34 protein-coding genes and 2 tRNA genes are annotated in these 25,554 nt (G+C 63.8%); 16 read left to right on the forward strand and 20 right to left on the reverse strand.

Annotated features, from left to right (window positions below):
- Nucleotides 1–88: 88 nt before the first annotated feature.
- Nucleotides 89–346 carry a type II toxin-antitoxin system prevent-host-death family antitoxin gene (locus EN874_RS23235; RefSeq protein ID WP_127427461.1) on the forward strand — a complete coding sequence of 86 codons (258 nt, stop codon included), beginning with the start codon at nucleotides 89–91 and terminating at the stop codon, nucleotides 344–346.
- The gene (locus tag EN874_RS23240; protein ID WP_127427462.1) at nucleotides 343–726 is read left to right on the forward strand and encodes a type II toxin-antitoxin system VapC family toxin; all 384 of its coding nucleotides are present in this window, start codon (nucleotides 343–345) and stop codon (nucleotides 724–726) included. Before EN874_RS23235 ends, EN874_RS23240 begins: the two co-directional genes overlap by 4 nt.
- Before the next feature lie 42 nt (nucleotides 727–768).
- On the opposite strand, the gene EN874_RS23245 is transcribed toward EN874_RS23240, so the two are convergent.
- Together EN874_RS23245 and EN874_RS23250 are read right to left on the reverse strand one after the other, a co-directional pair.
- Nucleotides 769–845 (reverse strand) — tRNA-Pro (locus EN874_RS23245).
- A gap of 74 nt (nucleotides 846–919) precedes the next feature.
- A complete protein-coding gene (locus EN874_RS23250) occupies nucleotides 920–2,116 on the reverse strand; it encodes an NAD(P)/FAD-dependent oxidoreductase (protein ID WP_245513635.1) in 1,197 nt (398 codons plus the stop codon).
- Between the two features lie 245 nt (nucleotides 2,117–2,361).
- Between EN874_RS23250 and EN874_RS23255 the strand changes: the two genes are divergently transcribed.
- The 4 genes from EN874_RS23255 (at nucleotide 2,362) to EN874_RS23270 (ending at nucleotide 3,532) form a co-directional block, all read left to right on the forward strand.
- The gene (locus EN874_RS23255; RefSeq protein WP_126084876.1) at nucleotides 2,362–2,667 is read left to right on the forward strand and encodes an ETC complex I subunit; all 306 of its coding nucleotides are present in this window, start codon (nucleotides 2,362–2,364) and stop codon (nucleotides 2,665–2,667) included.
- Between the two features lie 57 nt (nucleotides 2,668–2,724).
- Nucleotides 2,725–2,801, forward strand: a tRNA-Arg gene (locus EN874_RS23260).
- Between the two features lie 117 nt (nucleotides 2,802–2,918).
- Complete coding sequence (locus EN874_RS23265) at nucleotides 2,919–3,197, forward strand: type II toxin-antitoxin system RelE/ParE family toxin (protein WP_127427463.1); 279 nt, start codon at nucleotides 2,919–2,921, stop codon at nucleotides 3,195–3,197.
- Nucleotides 3,198–3,223: 26 nt separating this feature from the next.
- Nucleotides 3,224–3,532 (forward strand): HigA family addiction module antitoxin, encoded by a 309-nt coding sequence (locus EN874_RS23270; protein WP_127427464.1) that lies wholly within the window; start codon nucleotides 3,224–3,226, stop codon nucleotides 3,530–3,532.
- A 332-nt stretch (nucleotides 3,533–3,864) separates the two neighbouring features.
- On the opposite strand, the gene EN874_RS23275 is transcribed toward EN874_RS23270, so the two are convergent.
- Nucleotides 3,865–4,650: a hypothetical protein gene (locus tag EN874_RS23275; protein WP_127427465.1), complete on the reverse strand. Its 786-nt coding sequence runs from the start codon at nucleotides 4,648–4,650 to the stop codon at nucleotides 3,865–3,867.
- Between the two features lie 232 nt (nucleotides 4,651–4,882).
- On the opposite strand from EN874_RS23275, the gene EN874_RS34940 reads away from it, so the two are divergent.
- Nucleotides 4,883–5,464: a CatB-related O-acetyltransferase gene (locus EN874_RS34940; RefSeq protein ID WP_127427466.1), complete on the forward strand. Its 582-nt coding sequence runs from the start codon at nucleotides 4,883–4,885 to the stop codon at nucleotides 5,462–5,464.
- Between the two features lie 88 nt (nucleotides 5,465–5,552).
- A complete protein-coding gene (locus tag EN874_RS23285) occupies nucleotides 5,553–6,527 on the forward strand; it encodes a glycosyltransferase (protein ID WP_127427467.1) in 975 nt (324 codons plus the stop codon).
- A gap of 376 nt (nucleotides 6,528–6,903) precedes the next feature.
- On the opposite strand, the gene EN874_RS23290 is transcribed toward EN874_RS23285, so the two are convergent.
- Nucleotides 6,904–7,146, reverse strand: a complete 243-nt coding sequence (locus EN874_RS23290; RefSeq protein WP_126084872.1) for a DUF982 domain-containing protein — start codon at nucleotides 7,144–7,146, stop codon at nucleotides 6,904–6,906.
- A 278-nt stretch (nucleotides 7,147–7,424) separates the two neighbouring features.
- Here EN874_RS23290 and EN874_RS23295 point away from each other — a divergent pair, with 278 nt between their 5' ends.
- Complete coding sequence (locus EN874_RS23295; protein ID WP_127427468.1) at nucleotides 7,425–7,607, forward strand: hypothetical protein; 183 nt, start codon at nucleotides 7,425–7,427, stop codon at nucleotides 7,605–7,607.
- A gap of 148 nt (nucleotides 7,608–7,755) precedes the next feature.
- Here the strand turns inward: EN874_RS23295 and EN874_RS23300 are convergent, their stop codons facing one another.
- A complete protein-coding gene (locus tag EN874_RS23300) occupies nucleotides 7,756–8,001 on the reverse strand; it encodes a DUF982 domain-containing protein (RefSeq protein WP_059186167.1) in 246 nt (81 codons plus the stop codon).
- 115 nt (nucleotides 8,002–8,116) lie between these two features.
- Nucleotides 8,117–8,314, reverse strand: coding sequence for a hypothetical protein (locus EN874_RS23305; protein WP_127427469.1), 198 nt, complete (start codon nucleotides 8,312–8,314; stop codon nucleotides 8,117–8,119).
- Between the two features lie 446 nt (nucleotides 8,315–8,760).
- On the opposite strand from EN874_RS23305, the gene EN874_RS23310 reads away from it, so the two are divergent.
- Complete coding sequence (locus EN874_RS23310) at nucleotides 8,761–9,120, forward strand: metalloregulator ArsR/SmtB family transcription factor (protein WP_059186266.1); 360 nt, start codon at nucleotides 8,761–8,763, stop codon at nucleotides 9,118–9,120.
- 262 nt (nucleotides 9,121–9,382) lie between these two features.
- Nucleotides 9,383–9,922: a cytochrome b gene (locus EN874_RS23315; protein WP_127427470.1), complete on the forward strand. Its 540-nt coding sequence runs from the start codon at nucleotides 9,383–9,385 to the stop codon at nucleotides 9,920–9,922.
- Nucleotides 9,923–10,257: 335 nt separating this feature from the next.
- Here EN874_RS23315 and EN874_RS23320 read toward each other — a convergent pair whose 3' ends face one another.
- From EN874_RS23320 to EN874_RS23340, 5 genes are all read right to left on the reverse strand, one after another.
- Nucleotides 10,258–11,064 carry an ABC transporter permease gene (locus tag EN874_RS23320; RefSeq protein ID WP_127427471.1) on the reverse strand — a complete coding sequence of 269 codons (807 nt, stop codon included), beginning with the start codon at nucleotides 11,062–11,064 and terminating at the stop codon, nucleotides 10,258–10,260.
- A gap of 4 nt (nucleotides 11,065–11,068) precedes the next feature.
- Entirely contained in the window at nucleotides 11,069–11,902 is an 834-nt protein-coding gene (locus EN874_RS23325; RefSeq protein WP_127427472.1) for an ABC transporter permease, read from the reverse strand.
- A 21-nt stretch (nucleotides 11,903–11,923) separates the two neighbouring features.
- Nucleotides 11,924–13,039 carry an ABC transporter substrate-binding protein gene (locus EN874_RS23330; protein WP_127427473.1) on the reverse strand — a complete coding sequence of 372 codons (1,116 nt, stop codon included), beginning with the start codon at nucleotides 13,037–13,039 and terminating at the stop codon, nucleotides 11,924–11,926.
- Nucleotides 13,040–13,107: 68 nt separating this feature from the next.
- A complete protein-coding gene (locus EN874_RS23335; protein ID WP_127427474.1) occupies nucleotides 13,108–14,202 on the reverse strand; it encodes an ABC transporter ATP-binding protein in 1,095 nt (364 codons plus the stop codon).
- A gap of 118 nt (nucleotides 14,203–14,320) precedes the next feature.
- A complete protein-coding gene (locus EN874_RS23340; RefSeq protein WP_127427475.1) occupies nucleotides 14,321–15,217 on the reverse strand; it encodes a LysR substrate-binding domain-containing protein in 897 nt (298 codons plus the stop codon).
- A gap of 82 nt (nucleotides 15,218–15,299) precedes the next feature.
- Between EN874_RS23340 and EN874_RS23345 the strand changes: the two genes are divergently transcribed.
- Complete coding sequence (locus tag EN874_RS23345) at nucleotides 15,300–16,892, forward strand: amidohydrolase (RefSeq protein ID WP_168247563.1); 1,593 nt, start codon at nucleotides 15,300–15,302, stop codon at nucleotides 16,890–16,892.
- A 24-nt stretch (nucleotides 16,893–16,916) separates the two neighbouring features.
- Nucleotides 16,917–17,849: a dimethylarginine dimethylaminohydrolase family protein gene (locus tag EN874_RS23350; RefSeq protein ID WP_127427477.1), complete on the forward strand. Its 933-nt coding sequence runs from the start codon at nucleotides 16,917–16,919 to the stop codon at nucleotides 17,847–17,849.
- Between the two features lie 445 nt (nucleotides 17,850–18,294).
- Here the strand turns inward: EN874_RS23350 and EN874_RS23365 are convergent, their stop codons facing one another.
- Complete coding sequence (locus tag EN874_RS23365) at nucleotides 18,295–18,474, reverse strand: hypothetical protein (protein ID WP_126084862.1); 180 nt, start codon at nucleotides 18,472–18,474, stop codon at nucleotides 18,295–18,297.
- A 139-nt stretch (nucleotides 18,475–18,613) separates the two neighbouring features.
- On the opposite strand from EN874_RS23365, the gene EN874_RS23370 reads away from it, so the two are divergent.
- The 3 genes from EN874_RS23370 to EN874_RS23380 all read left to right on the forward strand — a co-directional run bounded on the left by EN874_RS23370 (nucleotide 18,614) and on the right by EN874_RS23380 (nucleotide 19,760).
- Nucleotides 18,614–18,874 carry a hypothetical protein gene (locus EN874_RS23370; RefSeq protein WP_127427478.1) on the forward strand — a complete coding sequence of 87 codons (261 nt, stop codon included), beginning with the start codon at nucleotides 18,614–18,616 and terminating at the stop codon, nucleotides 18,872–18,874.
- A 3-nt stretch (nucleotides 18,875–18,877) separates the two neighbouring features.
- Nucleotides 18,878–19,138 (forward strand): hypothetical protein, encoded by a 261-nt coding sequence (locus EN874_RS23375; RefSeq protein ID WP_126084860.1) that lies wholly within the window; start codon nucleotides 18,878–18,880, stop codon nucleotides 19,136–19,138.
- A gap of 142 nt (nucleotides 19,139–19,280) precedes the next feature.
- Nucleotides 19,281–19,760 (forward strand): class I SAM-dependent methyltransferase, encoded by a 480-nt coding sequence (locus EN874_RS23380; protein ID WP_127427479.1) that lies wholly within the window; start codon nucleotides 19,281–19,283, stop codon nucleotides 19,758–19,760.
- 59 nt (nucleotides 19,761–19,819) lie between these two features.
- Here EN874_RS23380 and EN874_RS23385 read toward each other — a convergent pair whose 3' ends face one another.
- The 8 genes from EN874_RS23385 to EN874_RS23415 form a co-directional block, all read right to left on the reverse strand.
- A complete protein-coding gene (locus tag EN874_RS23385) occupies nucleotides 19,820–20,524 on the reverse strand; it encodes an SOS response-associated peptidase (protein WP_127427480.1) in 705 nt (234 codons plus the stop codon).
- Nucleotides 20,525–20,632: 108 nt separating this feature from the next.
- Nucleotides 20,633–20,851, reverse strand: a complete 219-nt coding sequence (locus EN874_RS23390) for a hypothetical protein (protein ID WP_126084857.1) — start codon at nucleotides 20,849–20,851, stop codon at nucleotides 20,633–20,635.
- Nucleotides 20,852–21,542: 691 nt separating this feature from the next.
- A complete protein-coding gene (locus tag EN874_RS23395) occupies nucleotides 21,543–22,097 on the reverse strand; it encodes a dihydrofolate reductase family protein (protein WP_127427481.1) in 555 nt (184 codons plus the stop codon).
- Nucleotides 22,098–22,202: 105 nt separating this feature from the next.
- Nucleotides 22,203–22,349, reverse strand: coding sequence for a hypothetical protein (locus tag EN874_RS33800; RefSeq protein WP_168247564.1), 147 nt, complete (start codon nucleotides 22,347–22,349; stop codon nucleotides 22,203–22,205).
- A 106-nt stretch (nucleotides 22,350–22,455) separates the two neighbouring features.
- On the reverse strand, nucleotides 22,456–22,689 hold the full coding sequence (locus EN874_RS23400) for a hypothetical protein (RefSeq protein WP_127427482.1): 234 nt from the start codon (nucleotides 22,687–22,689) through the stop codon (nucleotides 22,456–22,458).
- A gap of 194 nt (nucleotides 22,690–22,883) precedes the next feature.
- Nucleotides 22,884–23,306, reverse strand: a complete 423-nt coding sequence (locus tag EN874_RS23405; protein WP_127427483.1) for a hypothetical protein — start codon at nucleotides 23,304–23,306, stop codon at nucleotides 22,884–22,886.
- Between the two features lie 115 nt (nucleotides 23,307–23,421).
- Nucleotides 23,422–23,988 carry a cytochrome c gene (locus EN874_RS23410; RefSeq protein WP_127427484.1) on the reverse strand — a complete coding sequence of 189 codons (567 nt, stop codon included), beginning with the start codon at nucleotides 23,986–23,988 and terminating at the stop codon, nucleotides 23,422–23,424.
- A complete protein-coding gene (locus EN874_RS23415; RefSeq protein ID WP_127427485.1) occupies nucleotides 23,985–25,505 on the reverse strand; it encodes a multicopper oxidase family protein in 1,521 nt (506 codons plus the stop codon). The genes EN874_RS23410 and EN874_RS23415 overlap by 4 nt, the downstream gene beginning before the upstream one ends.
- Nucleotides 25,506–25,554 lie beyond the last annotated feature (49 nt).

Here is a 25,554-nt window from a genome sequence, read left to right on the forward strand (position 1 = left end):
GGGTTTACGGCCGCTTCCAACTCCAATTGAAATGGACCAGAAGATGGTCTATTTGAGATGGACCAGATCGTGGTCCATCGGAGCAGCCATGCAGATATCCGTGACAGATGCCAAGGGACAGCTAACCGAGCTGGTGCGCCGGGCCGAAGCAGGGGACGAAATCATCCTGACCCGTCACGGCCATGCCGCCGTACGCCTGGTTCCGGTGCGGCCTGGGGTGGACAGGAAAGGGCGGCGGGCCTTGCTGGAAGCCGCTCGGGCTGCAGGCGCGGCCAAGGCCAGTAACGGCCCGTCCGCGGCGCGCAGCCAGGACTTCCTCTATGGCGATGACGGCTTGCCGGAATGATCGTGGTCGATACATCCGCCTTGATGGCCGTCGTCCTCGATGAGCCACAGGCAGGCGCATGCACGGCGGCGCTCGAAGCGGAAGACGAGCTTCTGATATCGGCGGGAACCGTGGCTGAACTGCTGATCGTCGCGGCAAGGCGAGGGGTGGTCGAGGAAGTGTCAGCCTTGATCGATGGGCTTGGCTTCGAGATCGCGCCGGTGACCGAGGGTGCCGCGCGCCGCATCGCCGAGGCCTACGCGCGGTGGGGCAAAGGCATCCATGCAGCGGCGCTCAATTTCGGCGACTGCTTCGCCTATGAAGTGGCTAAGGATCGCGGCTGCCGGCTGCTCTATGTCGGCGAAGATTTTTCGAAGACCGACATCGAAAGCGCGCTATAGGATCGCAGCCCCTGCTCATAGATTGGAAACCAAGACAGAAAATGGTCGGAGTGGCGTGATTCGAACACGCGACCCCCTGATCCCAAATCAGGTGCGCTACCAGGCTGCGCTACACTCCGACGCTCGCGGCGTATAGGGTTCCGTGGCCCGGAAGGCAACCCAAAAACGGAAGCTTTCGCACGCGGAACGCGCCTCAGCGCTTTTGCCTGGCAATCCTGCCGGCGACTGCCGCGCCCTGGATGCGGGCGTTGGCGAAGCAGCCGCGAATGCTCGGCCGCATGCCGGTGAACCAGAGGCCGGGCAGCTTCGGGTCGCTCGCGGCACCGTTGAATAGCGGCACGCCCTTGGCATCGAGCACGCCGAGTTTGCCCACCATCGCGTCCAGGCCGGTGCGGTAGCCTGTCGCGGCAATGACGATGTCGGGCGCGATCGTCTGGCCTTTCTCGAGGACGACGCTGTCGTGTCCGAACGCCTTGACCTGCGGCACGACGATGATGCGGCCGGCCTTGATTGCCTCGACCGCGCCGTCGTCGGCGGCGATCGCCGTATAGTCCGAGCCGAGGCGGCTGGCGCCGCCCGACGGGGCAGGGGGCAGGCCGTATTTCCTGAGGTCGCCGAAGACCAGCCGCTGCGTTGCCGTCATAACCGCGTCCGCCAGCCGGGCCGGCAGGCGCGCCATGACGGGCGAGAAGCGATGCACGGCGATCTTGCCGATGCGTTTGGGCAGGAGCGACGGCCCGTTGCGCGCCGAGAGCCACATCTGTCCGGTCTCGACGCCGGAAAGGTGGTTGAGCGCGTCGAAGCCGGAATTGCCGGCGCCGACCACCAGCACCTTCTTTCCGGCATAGTCGCCCGCCCGGCCGAAATGCGCCGAATGGACGATCTTGCCCGAAAAATCCTTCATGCCCTTCCAGGCCGGGATGAAAGGCTGCCGGTCGCGGCCGGTGGCGATCACAACATGGCGGGCCGCCCGCCGTCCCGCGTTGGTCTTCACCAGCCAGTGGTCGCCGCGGAATTCGATTTCCTCGACGACGATGCCGAAGGCGATCGGCAGCCGGTGCGTCCGGGCGAAGTCGTTGAGATGGCGGATCACCGCGCTGCGGTGCGGAAAGGCAGGGGTGCCTTTCGGAAAGGAAACCCCGGGCAGTGTCGACAGGTCACGATGCGTGTTGAGATGCAGGTTCTCATGGCGGTGATGCCAGGGCTCGGCCAGGCGTCCCTCGCGCTCGAGGACCTCGGTGGCGATCCCGGCCTCGATCAAGGCGTAGGCGGCCGCCAATCCCGCGGCGCCGGCACCGATCACGATCGCTCCTTCGAGGATCGCCGGCTCGCCGGTCCAATCCGGCGAGATTTCCGCTTCCATGCCCATTCTTGTCTTTATCGTCGTCATGGCTCTCAGGTGCCACGGTCATGTATCCGACATATGCCGCTGACAAGGCAATGGGAATAGGCCACGGTTGCGAAGGGCCCGGCATTGTGTCGCGGATAGGGGGCCGTCTGCCGGGCCGCAGCCGCTTGCGGGCGCCGCCGTTGCACAGTATTGACGGGTTGGCGCGCGGCCTCGGGCTCGAATTCGGCTTCTCGGACGCGCGCCGCGAAAAGGGTGCCCGGTCTTCGGGCGGCAAAGAGGTGGTCATGTCCGCGCGCATTTTCAGCCCAGCCAAAACCGCGATGCAGTCCGGCAAGGCCAAGACCGGCCACTGGGTGCTGGAGTTCGATCCCGCCCAGCGCAAGAAGATCGACCCGCTGATGGGCTACACCACATCGGGCGACATGCTGAGCCAGGTGCGGCTCACCTTCGACACGAAGGAAGAGGCGGTCGCCTATGCCGAGAAGCAGGGCATTGCCTTCCGCGTCGAGGAGCCGAAGGAGACCAAGCGCCGGCAGATTTCCTATTCGGACAATTTCCGCTATGACCGCAGGACGCCTTGGACGCACTGACCTTCCGGTCGAGCGTCCCTCGGCATGAGTGGCATCAGCCGGCCTCGGCCGGCCAGCGGTCCCGTAGCTCAGCTGGATAGAGCACCGGCCTTCTAAGCCGATGGTCGCAGGTTCGAATCCTGCCGGGATCGCCATTTTTATAGTTCCCGATCTGGAGAATGGCAGAACGATCTCTGAGTCGTCGTTCCATGTGTGTACGCTTTTCGCTTACGAAGCCTTGATGTGTGTATGCTATTTGCTTACATGAAGCTATGATCAAGTCGTTCAAGAGCAAGGCGCTGGCGAAGCTGTTCTCAACCGGGAAAACCGGGAAGATCGACGCCAAGATGCAAAAGCGTATCCTTCTCAGGCTTGATCGTCTCGAAGTCTCCGAACGGCCTGAAGACATGAACCTGCCGGGTTTTGATTTTCATGCTTTGAAAGGCTTCGACCCGACCCGCTACACGGTCCGTGTGAACGGCCCGTGGTGCATTACATTCGAATTCGACGGCAAGGATGCCGCCCGCGTCGACTTCGAGCAATATCACTGAGGCGGACAGTTTGGAGCAGTCGGTTTATGAGCGAGCACAAGCCGAAGCGTCCGATTGAACGCTGCCCGTCCCACCCGGGAGCGCTGCTTGAGGACATCATCCCGGCGACCGGAAAGACCAAGGTGGAAATTGCCAGGCTGCTCGGCATTTCGCGGCAGCAACTTTACGACATCATCCGCGAGAGGAAGCCGATATCGCCGGCCGTCGCGGCGCGACTTGGAAAGATGTTCGGCGACGGCGCCGCCATCTGGCTTCGCATGCAGGCCGCCTATGATGCCTGGCATGCCGAGCGGGAAGTGGACGTAAGCGCCATTCCGACACTGCGCGCGGCGTGAGAGTATAGTCGCCGGTCTCACGACTGGGCACCGGCCCTCCAAGCCGACAGTTCCAATCCGAGGTGATCGCCGCCGCCGAGGAACTGAACGCCTGATCCAAGGCGGAGACCCGGCGTAGCCGCGTGGAACTGCATGCTTGAAGACGCGCGCCGGGATCAGTATATCGCGCCGAAAAGGGGGCGGTGGATTCAGGGTGTTACAAGAAGGTTATCTCGAATTTGTGTTGCGCTGGCATCTGTATCGCAGATGGCATTGTCCGCCGCGCCCGAAGAGGCGGGCTGAGTTCGACTTTCATCAGTTGATGAGATCCCTTCCGCGCCATGGCTGCGGAATCAGCGCGACCACATTTGTCGCTGGCGCCATAAGTCTATGGGCGTTCGCCAAAGACGATATCGACCGGCTTCTTTAATTTGCTGAGCAATTGGCGCGTCGCCGTAGACATTGAAGAATTGATGAACGCGTGGTCCTGCGAACAGCTTTTTACCCCGCGTGTTGTAGTTCCTAATTTTAAGGCGATGCGGGCTGATGGTTCGACCATCTTGGGATAGGGCGATGCCAATGCAGAACTGCTCAGCAGCATCTATCATCGCGATCTCATGAACGGCGAGCATCGGAGGATAGGCGTCGAGTAGGGCAGGAAGGTTGTCACGGTGCACGCCGAGGATGCCGCTATTCCACATCGGCTCATGGCCGGTCACGACATAGTCGCCGACCCGAACACCTTTGCCCTCCAGCCGCGGGCACCACGCATGCGGCCCCTCGCAAAGACGCATGATTGAATGGCAGGGCGTGATGGCCTCGAAGGCTCGGGATGGGTTCCCGACCGGGTACATATCCGTGTCCATGAAAAGCAATCGGTCAGCGCGCTTCAAGAGCTTGATAAGGCCCCCCGCCTTGATGCCGAAATGATAGCGCCAATCGAAGGATAGCTCGTTCTTGTTCTCGGCGCTCACAAGTATCGTCTCAAGCGGGTATCCGCGAAAGAACGCCGGTCTGTCAGTTGCGACGATTATCTTGGCGCCGGGGCAATGGTGCAAAAGCTTAAGCGCGCTGAGTAGCGCGCCAAAGCGATAGAGTTCGTTGTCGCCATAGGCGATGTAACCAAAGACGTCATTCATTCGGTCAAGTCGTTCATTCTATTAGGCGGAGCGGGCCGTCCGCTCCACTATCAACACTCCCAGGCGCAATCCACCGCAAAACACAGCGCCAAGAGACGAAAAAGGCTGAAACCGATATCTTCGGCGATCCGGTCCCAACCTGAAGATCACTCGCCCGGCTTGTGAAACCTCAGGCTTGTGGATTTGGCCCATCTGCGGCTATGTCGTTGTTGTGCTGGGGTAGGCCTTCAGAATGTCCGTATTATCCGGCTGGTTGAGGAACGCTCGCTCGAAACTGCCGGAACACGTGACGGTAGGACGCCACACCTATGGGATGTCACGGCGGAAGGTTTTTTTCGCCTCAAAGGAGGCCCCGCTAACGGTTGGGGCTTTCTGCTCGATCGCCGGTGAAGTGCTTTTCATGTGCTCCGGTCAGCATTTGACCGATCGCGCCACGACATTTCCGATCCACAGCCGGATGCTGAAGCAATCCGATCCCGTCGGAAATGGCGGCAGACCGAGCGGTGTCACAATCGGCAACGACGTCTGGATTGGCCACGGCGCTATAATATTGCCGGGGGTGAAGATCGGCGATGGCGCAGTCGTCGGCGCAGGGGCTGTGGTCACCAAGGATGTGACGCCTTATGCGATCGTTGGCGGCTCGCCGGCCCGACTGATTAGATATCGCTTCCCTGACGATGTGATTTCGAAGCTGCTGGCAATCCGGTGGTGGGAATGGGACGACGATAAAATCAAACGGGAAGCCGACACGCTCACCGGCCCCATTGAGACTTTCATAGAGAGCCATTTTGTGGCAGGCACCGCTTCGGTGTAGTACGGCGGCTGGGATAAGCAGTTGGGTGGCTCAAACTGCGTAAACCGCAATTGATTTTAGATCGGCCCGTCAGGCGAAGCTCGATATCATGGAGGCAGGCTTGCAGCGGCCGTGCTACTTCTTGGCTACGGATAGCAATTATTTTCCCTATGCATGCCTAACGGCGCGCCGGATATTGGATGTTTCCGCGCCAATTGATGGCTTCATTCTCCACGTGAAGGTTCGTGAGAGCGATATGCAAGTCGCGAGGCGGCTGCTCGGGAACAGAGTAGCGTTGCTCGACGTGTCTGACTTCATGGATCGCGTTGGCTTCCGCTTTGGCACCTACAGCATCGCTGCCTATGTCCGCCTGTTCGCGGACTTGCTACCGCAATTCGACAGCTATGGCCGGGTCGCCTACACCGATTGTGATGTCCTGTTCAACCGCGACATCAATGACCTGGCTTGCCAAGGGCTCGACGCGCCTCTGCTCGCGGCCCACGACGATTACATGTACTTCCGGCCGTCTTATCGCAAAAGCCTCGGGATGCAGCAGGGCGCGCCATACTTCAATTCCGGCGTGCTGGTCTTCGACATGGATGCGGTGCGCGCGGAGGGCCTCCTGGAGAGGACGCGCCAGACTGCCATTAATGGAAAAATGAACGACCAGAACGCGCTCAACATCGTCTTCGAGGGCAAATGGCAGACGATGCACCCGAACTGGAATCTGATGTCGAACGCCACCAGCGAATTTCGGTTCTCCCAGGCCTATGCCCGGCATTTCGCGGGCGGCAAGCCATGGGGCAACCAGGTTGGCGTCGAACCTGATGCCCTTAAGGTGTGGCGCGATCTGGCAAAGGGCACGCCCTGGTGCAAACCCTTCGAGCAGCGCGTGCCGTTCGAACGCGGCGTGATCAAGCGCTTCCTCCGGCGTTTCGACGCTGTCGCAGGCGTGTTCGGTAAGGATGTTCAGCGCCGCCGCGCGCGCTATGACGGGGCGAAAATGCACCGGATCTACGCCAGGCAGGCGGAGGCGGGGGAGATGGCGGTTCAGTTTCCGGAAGTGCTTGGCGGGTTCGACTGATCGAGGCGGCGAACGGTCCGGGGTCGGTCGGGCCCACCTGTGGATAGTAACCTCTCGTTGACCACAACCTGACCCCGGCGTTGAATCCGGAGGCCCCGCTCGCCGAAATGAAAGGGCCTGAACAACAGGCGCCCGAAGCCCAGCGGCCGGCGTTTTCATGTACCCCGGGGGAGGCGCTCTGAACCCTCTCCGGTATACGCCGGCCGCGCTGCAGTTTCCGTCCAGATTGCCCGGCGTAAAAATCAAGCCCGCCCCGGCGATGGGAAGGCCGGAACGGGCTCGGCTTGGGTCTGGAACCCCGTAGTCACGAGACTACAGGGAAGAAACAGGTCGGCGGTTGCAATGTTCCGAAATTTCTCGGCTTGCGGGTCGCCGACTAGGCCAGCAGGCCGGCGGCCTTCGCCGCCTTGCGCAGGGTTTTGCGGGCTTCGACGGGACTTCTCAAACCGTCGAGCGCATCGCGGCAGACACGGCTTGCCGACCGCCAGGCGCCGTCGCGCGCCCGTCTTGGCCAGCGCTGGTCAAGGCATTCGACCGCCTCGAAGCAGCTTGAGACCTTGTGTTGTCCGCTTGGTTCGAAATCGATCACGACCGGCTCGGAAAACCAGACGTCGTTCACCAGATCCTCCGTTCGTATGATGGTCTTTTGACAGCGGCGCCGGCGGGCGCCGGTTGGGATGCAGGTCCGGGATGATTGGCGGACCCGCGCATTAACCAACCACTCCCGATAATGTTCCGAAGAATTCTTGAGATCGGCGATCGGTCGTCCGGGTCGGCTGACGGGCCGGATTTTTGTCGGCGCGCCGCGCAAAAGACGTGTGACCAAAGTCACTGGCTGCGCTGTCGGCCGCGGCGATAATCGGATCCGACACGCCGCAGAATGCGGGAAGACCTCTCATGCTGATCGCCGTGCTTGCATCCACCATGACCGTCGCCTTGTTGATGGCGACCGCTTTCGGGCTCTATGAAGAGGCGGAGCGCAGCCGTTCGCACGCCGAAGCGGACCGCAAACAGCGGTTTCGCCTGGCGCGCCGGCTTCCGGTCACGCGCAAAACGCCGGGCGAATTGCGCAACCGATAGGCGCCGGCACCGCCAGACATGTCCGTCCCGCTCTACCTGGTCATGTGCGTCTTGCGGGCAGCAATCCTGCTTCCCCCCGCGGCGTTCGCGGTGGTGGTGCTTTGTGGCTCTTCTACAGATAGGCAGGTCGTCAGTTGCCGCCGTGGACCTATTCGACCAGCACATGCGCTTCGCGCGCGGCGCTGATGAAGGCTTCCCTGGCGTTGTCGGCCGGAACGTCGCCGCTCATTGCCCGGCGGCAGGCACGCAGCGCCGCGCCATGCTGCGCGCTGCCGGCATCGCGCCATTGGCCTGTCAGCAATTCCACGGCCTGTTGTGCATTGGAAATGTGTCGGATCGAGCCTGCCACGCCGACGGCGACTTCGACCGGCCTGGAAAACCATCCCTGGATCATCGCGAAACCCCTGATGCGTTGTGAGCGGATGATAAACGCGCAACTGCCCGGCAGGTTTCATCCCGATATTTCAACAGGATGTGAGCAGCGCACCGACAACGGACATGGCCCCGTTTCATCGTCCGAGCGGCTTGCGGGAAAGTTCGATGAGTTCGGCTTCGTCGGTGATGCCGGCCATGTAGTTGGCGATGATGCGCGAGGCGCGTGCCTCCTTCTGCTCTTCGGTTTCTCCATCGACGCGCCCGTTCTCAAAGACGCGCCCGAACAGAGCAGTCTCGGCGGGCGTGAACGCGTTTCGTGAAATGTTGGACATGGGCGTTTTCCTTCAGCTCATGTCCCCCTTTCTTCCCCGGCTAATATTAACACGGGTTCGCAAACGAGGGTGAGTCTTCAAGGAGATGGCGACAATGTCTTTCGTGACGTCCGGGCTAGTGGGGCTTTCGGCTCGTTGTCTGGACTTCAGGCATGCCGAATACTGGGCCAGCTTCGCTATATCCTTGCCGAAACAACGAAGCGCTGATACTCATTAGCAGCGCGGAATTATTCCGAGTCTGCGCCAACTTGCGTCACGCAGCAACGCGGCGCATGCTGTCCGAGGCCAATATCCCGACGTGGTGGCAACCGGGTTACGAAGGGGTTTGGTCGAACAAAGAAGCAGGGCAGGTTCCGACTCCGGGTCGGTGCAGGCCAACCAAATGCTCTGGAATTCTGAAGCCATTGCCCCCATGGCCTCGGAAGAGCATGAACATGGGGAAACCGATGGTGACGAAGAAACTTACCGCCAACGCAGAGAGCGCGGCAGCCTTTCTTGCGGTGATGGGCAACGAGAAGCGTCTGCTCATCATGAACTACCTGGCCGAGGGCGAACTGTCGGTCGGCACGCTTGCCGACAAGGTCGAGCTCAGCCAGTCCGCACTCTCCCAGCATTTGGCCAAACTGCGTAGGTTTGGCCTGGTCGACACCCGCCGCGACCGCCAGATGGTCTACTACTCCTGCAAGTCGTCCGCAGCGCGTGAGCTCCTCGCTCTGCTCGACGGCCTGCTGACCATGGACAGGCCGCTCGCCGGCCCGGCCCGGCAGGCTCTTGTCGAAAGGATGCGGCGGCCCCAGGCCGCGTGATCGGCTGCGGCGCAGGCGAGGGCCGGAGGGTCTTCGCCTGCGCGAATGCAACGGGATGGCAACGCGCCGCGCGGTGCCGGTATTTTCTTTTGCCTAATGTTTGTTTTGCCTATTGCCCAGCCGGAATATTTCGATCCGTAATTCCCATTACAAATTCGTAATTTAGCGGCCACAAGTTCGCCGGGAATGCGCTTGAGACAGCGGCTTAAAGCGCCTCGCCAGGATCCGTTCCTGCGCGACGCGGTTCAAGGAGCCTTGCCGAATGTCCCGTGACGCCTACACGTCCACCCAAAAATTCCTGCATTGGGCGCTCTTTGTGCTGGTCGTATTGCTCTACGCCCTGACCTATGGCGAAGACCTGCTGCGCCGCGGGGATCCGACCGTCGAGGCCGTCTGGCGGCTGCATATTTCGTTCGGGCTCCTGCTCGCCGCGTTCGTCTTTTGGCGGGTCGTCCTGCGCGGCATGAGGGGAGCGCCGCGCCTCCCGGCGGATATGCCTGCCCCGGAGCGCGCCGCCGCCCGGATCGGGCATTTCGTTCTTTACGCGCTGCTCGTGGCCATTCCCGTGCTCGGCATCCTTTTGACCTGGTTCAGGGGCGACGCTTTGAGCTTCTTCGGCCTGTTCACCGTGCCGGCCCCGTTTGCCCCGGACAGAGCGACCGCGCGGACCATCCGCGAACTGCATTCGCTGTGCGCGAACGGCATACTGATCGTGGCTGGCATACATGCCCTGGCCGCGCTCTATCATCACTTCGTTCGCCGGGACACGATCCTGACCAGGATGCTGCCGGGAAATCGGTAGCCTCTCTGAGCATCCGCCTGACCGGCTCGTCGGGTGGCGGGAGGCCCATGGCGTCCTTGCCCGTGTCTCGCCGGCGTTCCCATCACTTTTGATTGAAGGGCGCCGCATCGGCGCACTCGCGGATGCTTGCAAGGCGATGATAATACGGTCCTTTTTGCCGACACCGCTCGCTGTTGCCGGCACGAAGCTTACGGATTTGTAAATCGCCCGCCGGACCGCCATTGGCTAAGGTCAGCGGGATCCACACCCCCGGATCATTAGGAGCCAAACTTCCACTTTGGCGCCCGACGAGGCCCGTCGCTCCCGACGGGCCTCTTTCGTCTGGGTGAGCGGGCTTAGGGTGCGGCTTGCCGGCGCGTGACGACGCTGCGCACGGCGAGCACCAGCACGGTGATGATGATCAGGATCACCGAGAGCGCCGCGATCGCCGGGTCGATGTTGTCGCGCAAGCCCATCCACATCAGCCGGGGCAGGGTGATCGCGTTCACCGAGGTGATGAACAGGGTCACGCCGATCTCTTCCCAGGAGAGCACGAAGGAGAGGAGCGCAGCGGTGACGATGCCGAACTTGATGTTGGGCATGATGACGCGCGTCGCGCGCTCCCACACGGTTGCGCCGAGGCCGCGCGCGGCGAGGTCGATGCGGCGGTCGAGCTGGCTGAGCGAGACCAGGATCAGCACCGTTGCGAAAGGCACGGTCATCACCGAATGCGCCATCGCCACACCCAGCCAGGTGTCGTAGCCGAAGAAGGACGAGATGCCGGAGACCGAGGTGAGCAGGAAATAGAGCGTCACCGCCGAGACCACCGGCGGCACCACCATCGGCAACAGCACGAAGCCGACCAGCGCCGCCGTGAAGCGCGGCTGGAACATCCACACCCCCAGGCTGAAGGTGAGCGCGAGCACGGTGGAAAGCGCGCTGCTCACCACGCCGACCCGCAGCGAAAGCAGGATGGACTCCAGCCAGCGCGGATCCTCGATCAGCGAGCGATAGTGGCGCAGCGACAGTTCGCCCGTCGGCATTGTCAGCATGCGGCTCGGCGTCAGCGACACCGGGATGACGGCGAGCAACGGCAGAAGCAGGAACAGCGCCACAAGTACGGCAAGCCCAAGGGAGACGGGACCGGGGCGGTAGGTCGGCATCGCGCTACACCAGTTGCTTCGGTTTGACGTAGCGGAAAAGCAGCGCCATCAGCGCGCCGACGAACACCACCAGCACCACGCTGATCGCCGCGCCCAACCCCCAATCCGGGCTCTGGAAGATGCGCAGGTAGATCAACTCGGCGATCATCACGCTGCGGCCGCCACCGAGGATCGCCGGCGTGACGAAGAAGCCGAGCGAGAAGACGAAGGTGATCATCGCCGAGCCGATGATGCCGGAGCGCGTCATCGGCACGAACACGGTCCAGAAGGTGCGCATGCGGCTGGAGCCGAGCCCGCGCGCCGCCAAGAGCACGCGCTCGTCGAGACTGCGCATGGCCGATGCCAGCGGGAATACCGCGAAGGGGATGAGGAAATGCGACATGCCGACGATGACGCCGAACTCGTTGCGCACCAAAGTCAGCGGCTCGGAGATGAAGCCGATCGACTGCAGCCAGGTGTTGATCAGCCCGCGGTTGGACAACAGCGCCACCCAGCCGAAGGCGCGCGTCAGCACCGAGATCCAGAACGGCACCAGGATGCAGAACTCGGCTAGCACGCGCTGCACCGGACTGCCGCGCACCCACACCACGGTGATGGCATAGGCGGCGGTGACCGAGACGACGGTGACGATCGCCGCGATGCGCAGGGTGCGGATGAACACCGATTGAACCAGGTCGTCGGTGACCAGGGCGTGGTACTGGCCGAGGCCGGGCGAGGGGAGGGTAAAACTCCACTTCACCACGCCGAGGAAGGGCCAGGCATAGGCAAGGATGAGGAACAGGAGCAGCGGCGCCATTAGCAGCGCCGCGCCCATCCTGTCGGAGAGGATGTTTCTCATCGGTCCGAAATCTCGGCCTGATCAGGCCGAGATGATCTTTGTGTATTCGTCGAGCGCTGCGCCGTAGTTCTTGGCGTACCACTCCATGTCGAGCGCGATCTGCTTCTTCATGTTCTCCGGATCGACGGGATTGATGCGCTTCTTGTCGGCCGGGATCAGCGCGTCGGCCGCCGGGTTCGCCGGGCCCTGGCCGAGCTTGTCGAACATCACCAGTTCCTTCTGCGGATCCTGGGTGCTGGCGATGAACTTCATCGCCGCTTCCTTGCCGCCGGGGTTGTTCTTGAGCACGGCCAGCGCGCCGGGTGAGATCAGGCCCTGGTCCCAGATGAACTTGATCTGGCCGCCCGAGTCCTGCTCGATCAGCGAGGCGCGCGTCGACCACACGATCGCCATGGAAGCCTCGCCGTTGAGCAGCACGCTCTGGCTTTCGGCGCCGCCGCCCCAATAGGAGACGACGTTTTCCTTGAAGGCGGCGATCTTGTCGTGCGCGCGCTTGAGGTCGAGCGGGTAGAGCGAGGCTGGCGCCACGCCGTCGGCGAGCAGGGCGGCTTCCCAGCTCGACACGCCCCATTTGTAGAGCGAGCGCTTGCCCGGGAACTTCTTGACGTCGAAGAAGTCGGCCATGCCGGTTGGCGCGTTGGAGCCGAATTTCTGCGAGTCATAAGCGATCACGTAGGAGAAGAAGTAGGTCGAAGCGGCGTATTCCCAACCGAAGCCCTCGCGCATCTTCTTCTTGTCGACGATTGTATAGTCGATCGGTTCGAGCATGCCCTGGCCGCCCAGCGTGATGGCCGAGAACGGATCGACGTCGACCAGATCCCAGGTCGGCGCGCCGCTCTTGAACTGCGCGGCGATCGCGCCTTCGGTTGGACCAGAGCCGTCCATCTTGACGGGAATGCCGGTGTCCTTGGTGAAGGCCTGGCCGTAGGCTGCGTCGTAAGCGGTGATGGCGTCGCCGCCCCAGTTCACCAGCACCAGCCCTTTCGTCTCGGCGAAAGCGCCGGTCGAGCGTAACAGCATCGGCGTGCCGGCAAGCACAAGGCCGGCAAGCTGCGCAAATTGCCGGCGCGAGATCTCGCCGCGCTTTGCTCTTTCGGCAAGCGATTCGATGGTCTGTTTCCTGGTATCGTTCGTCATGTCAGTTCCCCTTGTTTTGTTTGATCTGATCCGGAAGCCGGTGCGGCGATGTCAGGCCGCAGCGGTATTCATTGTCCTCCATCCGGAAGGAGGAAGCCTTTTTCGGCCGGCCAGGTCAGCCAGACCGAATTGCCCTTGCTGAGCGCTGCAGCCGCGACCTCGTTCGGCACCGAGACGGTGACCTTGGCGCCCTGGCGCGTGGTGAGGTCGAGCTTGGTCGCGGCGCCGAGATAGGTCGAGGCGACGGCGGTCGCGGCAATGCCGTTCTCGCCGACGGCGGCCTCAGGGGCGATCGACATATGCTCGGGGCGGATGGCGAGGATGGCGTCGCCGCGGACCTTCTCGGCCTTGCAGCGCATGTTGACCGCGCGGTCCTCGCAGAGGCCCGTCGCGCCATTGTCGGCGGGCTTGACGCCCTTCACCGGCAGCATGTTGATCTCACCGAGGAACTCGGCGACGAAGCGATTGTCCGGCCGGTCGTAGACCTCGTCCGGCCTGCCCACCTGCAGAAGCTTGCCATGGTTGAAGATGGCGACGCGAGAGGACAGCGCCAGCGCCTCGCTCTGATCGTGGGTGACGAAGACGAAGGTGGTGCCGGTCTCCTGATGCAGCCGCTTCATCTCGGCCTGCATCTGGCCGCGCAGGCTCTTGTCCAGCGCCGAAAACGGCTCGTCCAGCAGAAGCACGCCCGGCTCGAACACAAGCGCGCGGGCCAGCGCCACGCGCTGCTGCTGGCCGCCGGAAAGCTGCGCCGGCAGCTTCTTCTCGTGGCCCTTGAGGCCGACTCGATCGACCATCTCGCCGACGCGCCGCTTGATCTCGGCGGCCGATTTCTTGCGCACCTTGAGCGGGAAGGCGATGTTCTGTTCCACGCTCATATGCGGGAAAAGCGCATAGCCCTGGAATACCATGCCGGCGGCGCGCTGTTCGGCCGGCCGGTCGGTGATATCGACGCCGTCGCTGAAAAGCCGGCCCTCGCTCGGTTGCACGAAGCCGGCCAGGATCATCAGGAAGGTGGTCTTGCCGGAGCCGGATGGACCGAGCAGCGTCAGGAACTCGCCGCGGCCGATATCGAGCGACAGATTGTCGAGCGCCCGGAACGAGCCGAAGCTCTTGCCGATCCCATTCGCCTTGATTTCCGCGGCCCGGCCGGGTTGCTGCATCCTGCCTCTTTCCTCACCGTCAACTCAAATCGTAGGCACGGCTGCGGCTCACCGCAACCGAATAGTTTTCGCCTGATCGGCAAATTTGATTCACGTCTGGAAAGGGCGGCGCCCTGCCTCAGTAGTTCGCCACCCTGTTTTCCGACAGCTTGGCCCTCAGCCAGTCGCTGAAGGCATTGAGCACCGGATGCCCCGCCTTCGCATGCTCGAAGACCAGGAAATAGGCGCGCGGCGAGGGCACCGACGCTTCGAACGGCTTCACCAGCCGGCCCTCGCTCAGCGCGCGGCGGCCGAGCAGTTCGTCACCCAGGGCGATGCCCTGGCCGGCGATAGCCGCCGAGAAGACGAGGTTCATGTCGGAAAAGAAGATGCCACCTTCGGTATCGGGATTTTCCACCTTGGACAGCGCCAGCCAGCGCGCCCAGTCCTCGGTGTCGCTGAGATGGAGCAGGTTGGCTCGCAGCACGTCGGCCGGTTTGGCAAAGCCGCCGACCTTGTTGAGCAGCGTCGGGCTGCAGAGCGGCATGAAGGAGACTTCGCAAAGCAGCTCCACCGCGCGGTTGGGCCAGTTGCCGACGCCGAAGGCGATGAAGGCGTCGGCATCCGGATTGCTGACGTCGTCGAGGCGGCGCGGCGTCAGCACCGACAGCGCCACATCCGGATACATCTGCTGGAATTCGCCGATATGGGTGCACAGGAACATCGAGGCGAAGCCGGGCGGGCAGGAGATGGCGAAGGAGCCGCCGACGCCGGCGCCGTTGGTCTGCGTCCCGGCGTCGCCGAGCACGGTCAGCGCCTTGCGCACATCCGAGGCGTAGCGCTGACCGCGCGGCGTCAGCGCCACGCCCTTGCCGATGCGCTGCAAAAGATCGAAGCCAAGGTCGCGTTCGAGCAGCCTCAGCTGATGCGAAACGGCGCTGCGGGTGAGGTGGAGCTCGTCGGCGGCGCGCCATACGCTGCCGTGGCGGGCGAAGCTGTCAAGGGCGCGCAGCGCCTGCGTTGAAGGTATGCGCAAGAGGCCTCAGGTGAACCGAATTTGCACGAGCCGGGAAAACATATCACTTTTTGATGAGCCGCTTCACTGCTTTCTTTGCGGCATGGAGAGACCGGTGACGACCTCGGCGCAAGAGACCGCGCTTGCCTGCATCGACGGGATCCAGCCGCTCTTGTCGGCCTGGACGCGCACCATTTTCGACTTCGGCGAGACCGCCTGGCGCGAGTACCAGTCGGCGGCCTGGTATGTCGACCGGTTGAGGCGCGAGGGCTTTTCGGTCGAGGAAGGTTCCGGCGGCATGCCGACCGCCTTCTGCGCCCACTGGACGAACGGTGACGGGCCCACCGTCGGCATGTATGCCGAATATGACGCCGTGCCCGGCAACTGCCAGGACGCGGGAGTGGTGAGGCAGCCGCGCCCAGGTCTCGGCATCGAAGCCGGCGGCCACACCGACCCGCATTCGGGCCTTGGCATCGGCAGCCTCGGCGGCCTGCTCGCCGCCAAGGCGGCGATGCAGCAGCATGGTATTGCGGGCACGCTGCGCTTCACCGGGGAGCCGGCCGAGAAGGTGAGGGGCTCGAAACCGATCCACGCGGCCAAGGGTTACTATGACGGCCTGGCCGCCATGATCTCCTTCCACCCTTTCTACATGCTGCCGCTCTGCAACACCGCGCGCTGGGACACCCATTGCGGCGCGGCCTATGCGATGATCTACCGCTTCGTCTGCGACGAGCCCGAAAAGTGGGTTCGCGCAGGCGATGGCGCGCCGATCCCGCAGGCGCATTCGGCGGTGCGGGCGCCCGGTGCCAACGACGCGCTGATGATGATGTACATGGCCTCCAGGGCGCTGCGCGATTCCATGCTGACGCATCAGGGCGGCTGGTCGATCAGCGAGGCGATCCTCACCGCGGGGCAGGCGACCGCCGACAATCTGCCGGCGGGACTGGCCGAGATCCAGTACATGATCCGCGTGCCGACCATAGCCATGGCCGAGCAGGTGGCCGCCGTGCTCGACCGCAACGCGGAGGCGGCCGCCAGGATAAGCGGCTGCCGGTACGAGCGGCACTGGGTGTCGAAGTCGCGGCCGGGGCTCGCCAATCACGTTATGGCCGATATCACCTACCAGGCGCTGTCGACCGTCGGTGTGCCACAGTGGAACGAAGAGGCGAGGGCCATCGCCCGCGAGATCCAGGTCAATGCCGGCGGCGAGGCGACCGAAAACCCGTTCATCGACGAGATGGAGCGGCTGATTTCGCCGCAGGAGGCCGAGGCGATCCTGCGCCGCGACCTGCCGCCCTCGCAGGTGAATTCGACCTCCGACGACTACACCGATATGAGCTGGCACGCGCCGACATCGCGCTTCTACGTCGGCCGTCCGGCGCTGCGCTCAGCCAACGGCCACGCCTATCCGTCCTGGGTGATGAACGCGCTGGGCGGCATCCCGGCGACCATCGACCCGATGGTCACTTGCGCTTCGAAGACGGTGGCGCTGACGGCGCTTCGCCTGCTCGAGGACAAGGCCGCGCGCGATGCCGCGATGGACGAGTTCGTCGCCCGCACCGGCGGCGGCGTCGGCGGCTCGAACTGGATCGCGCCGCTTTGCGACTATGATCCGCCGATCCATTTCCGCTGGCCGGAATATGTCACCACGCCGCGCGGGCGCGACTGGTGGATTCCGTCCGCTTCCACCGCATGACAAACATCGATCGAGGAGAACCCCATGACCGTCCATGACCGCATCGTCGCCGAGCCCTTCTCGCTGCAGCGCCGCAATCCCGATGGCGGCACCAAGCCGCTGACCGCTTGGGGCTTCGCCAACGAGACCGATCCACTGACCGACGTGCTGCTCGGCTCGCCCAATTTCCTGCGGCATCTCTCGACCAGTTCGCTGTCGAGAAAGCATCTGCGCGAGGCGCCCTGCAACATCCAGATCGCGCAGGCGCAGCACAAGGACCTTGTCGCCGCTTACGAGCATTTCGGCGTCAACATCCACTGGCACGAGCCGACGCCGGAACTGCCGATGCAGGTCTATTCGCGCGACTCCAGCGTCATGACGCCTTATGGCGCCTTCATCACCGCTATGGCCAACTGGTGGCGCCGAGGCGAGAACTACGCCGCCATCCGCACCTATGAAAAGCTCGGCATCCCGATCTACGACATGGTGACGGCCGGCACCTTCGAGGGCGGCGACTTCAACGTCATCGAGGAGGGCGTGGTGCTGATCGGCTGCGGCGGCGCCCGCACGCAGGAGGAGGGCGCCCGCCAGGTGCAGGCCTGGTTCGACAAGGAAGGCTGGGAGACGCGTATGGCCTTCATCGACGAATACTATGTCCACATCGATCTCATGGTGGTGCCGATCGCCGAAAAGCTCACCGCGGTCTGCCTCGCCTGCACCGAGCCCGGCATCGTCGACTGGCTGAAGGGCAAGGGTCACGAGATCATCGACGTGCCCTTCCAGGACACGATGGCGCTCGGCTGCAACTTCATGTCGCTCGGCAAGGACAGGGTGATCGCGCCGACGTCGAGCAAGACGCTGATCGAAAAGCTCAAGGCCCAGGGCTTCGAGGTTGCGGCCGTCGACATGAGCGAGATCTCCAAGACCGGCGGCGGCATCCACTGCATGGCGCAGGCGCTGAAGCGCGTGAAGGCTTAAGGGGCGGTTCGTTTTATAGCGTGCGGGAGTGCAAATACTCCGATGCTGGCGGGACAGCGCTCTCTCTGTCCTGCCGGGTAGCGGAGCGAGGCAGGGCGGATCGATCGGGCATTAGCCGGGGTTCCCGGCGAAACGTTTCGGCCAGACGGTCCCGCCGAAAAGCCTCCAGCACGAAATCGACGAAGACCCGCGTCTTGGCCGGCAGCGGGGTGCGGCTCGCGTAATAGAGCGAGATCGAGCCGAGATCTGCATACCAATCAGGAACGAGGCGCAGCAGCGCTTTGCTCTCCAGATAGGGCAGCGCTTCCGGTGGCCGCTACCGGCACGGACGTCGCCCATGTCGAAGGCGGGCGGATCAAGTCGCTGCACGTCTTCCTCGACCCGGAGCCGCGCTGAACACGCTCACCCGTGTTCGACGCGAATTGCTGGGCATGTCGCCAGTTGCTCAACGCGCAGCCTTCCTCGGCGCGACAAGCGCATCCAGGCGCTCCTGCAGGTGGCCGTTGAGCACGATCATCTCCTTCAGCGCCTTCACGGGGTCGCCCTTGTGCCGGGCGATGAAGCGCTCGGCGGTCGCCTGAAGTGCCGCTTCCTGGCGGCTGTCGAGCCTCACGATGTGGTCCATGGCGGGTGCTCCCTTTGGCTCGTATTAGCATGTGAACAAAAAGTGAACAAAAATGTCAAGAGCGAATTGACTTTGCGAGGAATGGGTTCCTATTTTGTCAGGAGATGGGGCGGTTTGCTCGGGATCAGGGAGAGCCGCATTGGGCAGACGGAAGGGCCGCTATGACAGATTGTTCCGGTCGGACGCGGAGGCGATCATTCGCGACGCGCTGGAGCTGCGCCAGACCGTGCTGGCGGCGCAGCTCAACCTCAAAGCCAATGGCGAAATATACTGGCGGCTCAACGGCTTGGTGGAGAAGCTGCATGAGGTGATGGGCGCGGTTGCCGGAAGGGAGCCCGACTTCCGCGCTGCCTGGCTCGGCCTGTTGCCGCTAACCGAGGATTACTGCGACCGGACATGAGAGATGGCCGGACCCATGGACAGCGTCGGCCGGGCGGCCAAGGCCAACATGCTGCTCGTCGTCGAATGCCGCCACTGCTATCACGTCGGCCGCTTCAAGGCGAACGACGTGGCCAAGGTCGTCGGCTGGAACAAGCCGCTCGAAGCAATCCGCTTCCGCTGTAAGCATTGCGGCCGCAAGGACACGGAGGTCAAGACCCAGTTCATCGACCAGGACCATCCGCCCAAGGGCTACATCTGGGTGCTGCAGAAAGCGAGGACATGATCGCTAGGCGCTTTTCCACTGCGTATCGATCGCTCAAGGACGACCTGACAAATTACAGAAAGCACGCACGGGATCGACGACGTAACCGGCCGAACCTACAGTGGCGGCCCTCGACACCCTCAAGCCCTGCCCGGAGCCGCCCATGGACAGCCGCCTCGATCGCATGATCGCCCGCCTTACCACCCAGCGCCGGGCACTGGAGCGGGCGGCGCAGGAGATCCGGGGCCTGCCTGGACCAGTGCTGGAGATCGGCCTGGGCAAGGGCCGCACCTACAGCCATCTGCGCAAACTGTTCCCGGAGCGCCGGATCATCGCCTTCGACCGCGACCTGCACGCCCCGGCCGATGCTGCGCCCGCCGGCACCGACCTAGTGCTGGGCGATTTCCGCGAAACGCTGTCCGCCTTGTCCGGCCGTGCGTCCGCAGCCTTGGCCCATGCTGATTTCGGCAGCGAGGACCCCATCCGCGACGCTGCCCAGGCCGGCTGGCTGGCGGCGCTGATCGACGCGCTGATGGCACCGGGCGGACTGGTGGTCAGCGACCGGGTGATGCAGTCGTCGCGCTGGACCGCCTTGCCCTTCGACACGCCGGACTGGCCATATTTCCTCTGGCGCGTGAACTGACCGCCACCACACCCTGGTGCTCGGAGACGATGCGGGCCGGGCTTCGAATGGGAAGGCCTCTAAAACAACGACCCCTGCGCCGGCGGCTCGGCAGGAAACTTGATCTGCGTCGCCGGCTTCTCGACGATCACCAGCGCGTCGTCCGGCGCGGGCCGCTGCAGCGTCCTCGCCTCCGCCCATGGCGCGGTGAGCCACGTCTCGGTCTCCTCCTCAGTGGTCAGGATCACCGGCATTGCCTTCTCGTGGATCGGCGCGATCAGCGCGTTGGGCCTTGTCGTCAGGAACCCGTAGAGCTCATGGTCGCCCGGACCTTCCTTGGCCCTGCGCACGCCATGCCAGGGGGTCCAGAGGCCGGCGAAGAAGAACAGCGGCTTCTCGTCGCTCAGCGCAAACCAGAAATTCTTCTGCACGCCGGTTTCGGGGTCCTTGTCGCCGGGCGTCGGCGAGGGCTCGGCAAAGCTCGTCACCGGCACCACGCAGCGGTTCTCGACGCCGAGATAGGGCAGCCAATGGGCATATTGCGGGTTGCGGATGTTGGTCGTGCCGGAATCGGCGTTGCCGCGCATCCGCTCCGGCGGCGTCGGCATGCCCCAGCGCAGCCTGGCGAGCTCGCGGTTGCCGTCGGCGGCGTTGCGCACCACCGGCGCCGGCTGGTTGGGATAGATGTCGACCGAAGGTTCGAGATTCCCGGCAATGTCGCGCAACGCCCGCGTCCACTGGCGGATCGCCTCCTGGCTGGTGGTGATGTTGTAAAGATTGCACATCGGCAGCGCTCCCGTCCGCGGATTGTTCCCGCATTTCCGGGCGAAGCGCAAACCACCCGATCCCGGAAGCGGAGCCTGCCATGCCAGTCGCTTACCTGCCGGATTGTGTCAACGTCCGCGCCCGCCGCGCCGCCTTGCCTCGACCGGCTCCTCGGCCGGCGGCTCGCCCGGCAGGCCCAGCCGGTGCCGTTCCTCCTCGGCGAAGGCTTCGGCTTCCGCGTGAATGTCGAACACCTGCTGCGTCAGTCTTCCGCCTTCGACGACGCGCACGATCCACTGGCCGTTGATGCCCTTTACGCGGACGCTGTCTGGTTCGCCTGCCACCATGTGCAGCTCCAGCTCGTTGCCACAAGAAATGCATCCTTGAACGGCAATACGATTTAACGTGCGAAGGGTTGCCGCAAGTATCGGCGCATTGGCCTTTAGTAGGAGAGCAGTCGCCGGCCGCCCGTCGATTCGACATCGCAAATAAAAATATCGAGAAACCGCCGATGCTGTGTAAAAAAGCCAGGTTTCGGAACCGTGGTTAATGCACGTCGCGCCAAAGTGAGCGGCGGCTTTGCGAAAACGACATGCATAACAACAAAGACCTAAAGCGCGTCGCCCGAATCCGTTTCAGCGCGACGCGCTTTAGGGCATGCTTGGCGGAATTCGACTTCGATATGTCACCCGGTTCGCGCAACAATACGCCAGCGAGTCACGAACGCGTCCAAGCGGATTGTGAGGCCGACATGTCCGCCGCGCCGATGGTTCGGATCGAATGTGAGGGTGGTCGAAGGCTTGCTTTGGCGACGTCCGCCGCGCCGGCGGCCCGGCAGCCTGGGGGGGTGTATTGGGTTCGGCGGCCGGGCCTGACCGGAGTTTGCGAGCCTGCCGGCTATCTCGAACATGCGCTTGTGCTTATACAAGGGCAAGAACGACCTAGGCCCTAGGACCAAAGCAGTGGGGGCGGCGCAAACGGCCGAAGCGGCGGCCTTCTCCCTTCAACTCCGGCTGGCCCGTCTTGAACTTGCCGCGCTCAGGCAGGCGCGTAGCGCAGCAGCGTCACGCCTTGGGAGAGGCGCTCCCTGCCAAGTGGCGTCAGCGCGAGCGACAATCCATACTGGAAATACGGCTTGCCGCCGCCCAGGACGACCGGGTGCATGTAGAGTCGGTACTCGTCGATCAGGCGCGCTCGGGCCAGATGCGCCGCCAATCCGGCGCCGCCGACACTGATCTGGCCATCCGTCTCAGCCTTCAGCGACCTTGCCACCGCCACGGCGTCGCCATCAGCCAGGCGGGCATTGGCGCCGACCTCGCTGAGAGTCGTCGAGAACACGATCTTCGGCGTCTCGCGCCAGGCGCGGGCGAAGTCGCGCTCGACCTCCTCGGCGCTCGTCGCCCGCTCAGGACTGTCCCAGAACCGCATCGCCTCGTACAGACGCCGCCCGCAGAGCGCGATTGCGGTCTGCCGCATGTCCTCGTTGAAATGCCGGTGCAGCTCTTCCTCGGGCGCCGGCAAGTCGATGTTCCCGTCCGGCCCGGCAATATAGCCGTCCAGCGACATCAGCATGGAATAGACGATCCTGGCCACCGGCGCCTCCTTCCGGCCCGCTCCACCGCCAAGGATGCACAGCCTGATTGCACATTGCAATCGGTTTGTCGCGAGTCGCGGAGGAAAACCGGGAGCGAGCCCGCCTCAAAATCCGAAGAACTGCTTGCCGACGAAGTAGCCGAGCGCGACGATCACCAGCGGGAAAAGCGCCGGCGCGATCCTGCCGAACGGCGAGCGTTTCATCTCTCTCGCTGGAGCGTTGGGCTTGGCGTTGCCGAGATTCTTGGTCATGGGTCCGTCGCCGGGATTTGTTGCCGGGTGACCCATAATATTAGAAATCGCTGATTAATTTTCTGACAATTCGATCGATGCAATTTGCAGCTATCGTCGGTAGTCGCTATTCCGCCTGCTGGGTGCGCTCGGCGAGCGCGAAGGCCTGCAGGTTCCTCGATTTGCCGAGATCCTGGTCGGCATTGGCGATGATGGCGTGGAAGGCGGCGCGGGCGATGTCCTTCTTCTTGGTACCGGGATGCACCTTGCGCACCGCCTTGACCAGCTCCTTCGGTGTCATGTCGGGCGTGACGAGGCGCATCAGCGTGTCGCCTATGGCCTGCAGTTCGCTGGCATCCATGACCGGAACCCTGTGTTGGCTGCATGAGCCCGGCATATAGCCGGGTCAGCGCGTCACTTTTGTGATGCGCGCCGACAAACGGTCTCGCGGCCTTCCTGATCAGGGTCTGGCGGCCGCCACGCCGGTGTCACGGCCGATCGCGGCGGGTTGCATGGCCGGGCGGACGATGATCGCCGCCCGGCTGTGGTTATCGCCTATGCGGGCACCAGGACGGCGATGCGATGCACGCCGACCTCCTTGCTCGTATTCGTCGCCTCGTCGGTCTTGCCCTTAGAGCAGGTATACATGTCACCCACCTTGAGCTTGAACTCCTTGTCCGCCTTCTTGATGGTGAATGCGCCTGACGTGATCGTGCACACCATGTCGTTGTCCATCACGCTTTGCGGGGCATGCGCTCCGGGCTGAAACACGACGTCGACAATGGAGATGCTTTTGTAGGCGGGAATGTCGGAATTGCCGGTACCGACCTCCACAACCCTGACGCCGGGCGCTATCTCCTTGCCTTCCTTCGGACCGTATTTCTTGGTTTTCGCAAACGTTGTCGTCGTGAACAGGGGCGCCACCGCGGCGGCCGTCACGCCGAGAGCAATTGCGGACCTGCGATTGATCGATTTCATCGCATCCTCCCTAAACCTGTCATGCACGGATGAGCATGGCTGCTATATATTAGCACAACCTGATTTTACTGTGCAGAACAAGTGTCTGTCGATAGCCGGGCTGCTTAGGCGCGCCTCACTCCACCTTTAGCCGGAACTTCGAATGGCAGCTCGCGCAATCCTGCAGGATGAGATGCAGGAGATGTTCGGCCGGCATCCTGGCCGGATCGGCTGCTGCCGCGTTCGGGCGCTTGCCGAGCAGGCTGCCGCCATCCATCGGCAGTCCCGTTCCCATGCGCATGTCGTCGCCGATCGCGGCGGGCGCTTCCTCGGCCTTGGCGGCGAGCGCCTCGGCGAGACGGCCGATATGGCGGGCCAGCGCCTCGAATTCCGGCCGGGCCTGGTCGACTTCCGGTTTGGCAGCTGACGGCGCGCCCAGCGTGCCGGCAGGGAATTCCGCGATCAGGGCAGGGCCGGTGCGGGTGCTGAGCGTGCCCGCTGCCGCCCTGAAGGCCGCCGGCTCATAGGCGCGCTTGCCGTCGAACATCTCGGCGATCGCCTTCGCGGCCGCCGCCATCTCCTTCATCGAAGCCTGGCGCGCCTTGACGATTGCATTGCTTGGCCCCTCTGCCAGCGACGGGGCGGCGAGCAGCGAGCCGGCCAGCGTCAGCACCGCCGCCGCATACACGGTGCCGGACTTCATGCCTGCACGTCGACAATGCCCATCATGCCGAGCTGCTCGTGCTCGAGGATGTGGCAGTGATACATGCGCGGCCCCGGCCGCTCCTGGCGCAGAAGCAGCCGCACCGTCTCGCCGCGCGCCACGTTGACCGTGTCCTTCCACGCCAGATAGGGCTGCTTCGAGATCTTGCCGTCGCGCTCGCGCTCCACCACCTGGAACTGCGTGCCGTGGACGTGGAACGGGTGGTCCATGTCGGCCTGGTTGACGATTTCCCAGAGCTCGGTCTCGCCGGCCCTGGCGACGATGTCGACGCGCTCCATGTCGAAGGCCTTGCCGTTGATCAGGAAGCCCATCTCCATCCCGGTGGCGTTCATCGCCATGGTCTCGGTGAACACGAAGCGGCGGCTGACCGTCGGCTGCCCAAGCGGCGCGATCGGCCTCAGCCGCTCGGGCAGCGGCGGCATCGCTTCCGCCGGCGTCTCGGAGACGTCGACCGTCAGCAGCGTCAGCCCCGCGTCCGCCGGCCGGCCGGCGCCCATCCAGCCGCGGTCGTAGTCGAGCGTGGTGAGCGTTGCGGCGCCAGGCCGGTCGAAGGCGACGACCAGCTCGACGCGCTCGGCGGGGCTGAGGAGGATCTCGTCGGCCGCAACCGGCTTCCCCAGCAGGCCGCCGTCTGTCCCGATGATCGTCATCGCCGCGCCATCGAAGGCAAGCCTGAGGAAGCGCGCATTGGTGGCGTTGTAGAGCCGCAGGCGCCGCTTCGCGCCCATCGCCATGGCGAGCCGCGGGTTCTTCTGGCCGTTGACCAGGACATGGTCGCCGACGCGGCCGTTCATCAGATCCTTCATATCGCTTTCGGGCATCGAGCCGTCAGCGGCAAGGCGAAGGTCGGTGAACATGAGCACCGTGTCGCCATAGGCCGCAGGAACGGGATCGGCCTTGGCCTTGACGACGAAGGCGCCGGCAAGGCCGCGATAGACCTGCTCGGCCGTCCGGCCGTGCGGATGCGGATGATACCAGTAGGAGCCGGCGCTCCCTTCCGGCAGCTCGAAGGCGTAGACGCGGTCCGCACCCGCCGCCACCTGGTCCATCGGATTGCCGTCCTGGTCGGCGGGCACCGGCATGCCGTGCCAGTGGATGGTGCTTGGCTCGCCCTCGATCCGGTTGGCGAAGGTGATCTCGACGCGGTCGCCCTCATGGGCCTCGATCAGCGGGCCCGGGCTCATGCCGTTATAGCCAAGGATCGGCGTGTCCCGGTCAGCGGCGAAACGCGCCGTGGCGGGCGCCGCCGTCAGCCTCGCCCTGAACAGGCCGGGCGGGCCGGCGTCGTTGGCAAGCAGCGATAGCTCGCGCAGCGCCTCGCCTTCTGGCAGCGGGGCCGGGCCTTTCGACATGGCGCCCATGTCGTGGCCCGCGTGGCCGCCCATCCCCGGCATGGAATCCATGTTCGACATGCCATCCATCTTCATCTGCGCCAGCGCGCGAGGGACCGACAGAGCCGTTGCCAGGCCGGCTGCCAGAAAGCCGCGACGATGCATCTTTTTCTCCTCGATTTCGATCAGAAGGTCCCGCCGAAAGGTCTGGCCC

Origin of the sequence: Mesorhizobium sp. M1D.F.Ca.ET.231.01.1.1, assembly GCF_003999155.2 — a bacterium.
Taxonomy (GTDB): Bacteria; Pseudomonadota; Alphaproteobacteria; order Rhizobiales; family Rhizobiaceae; genus Mesorhizobium.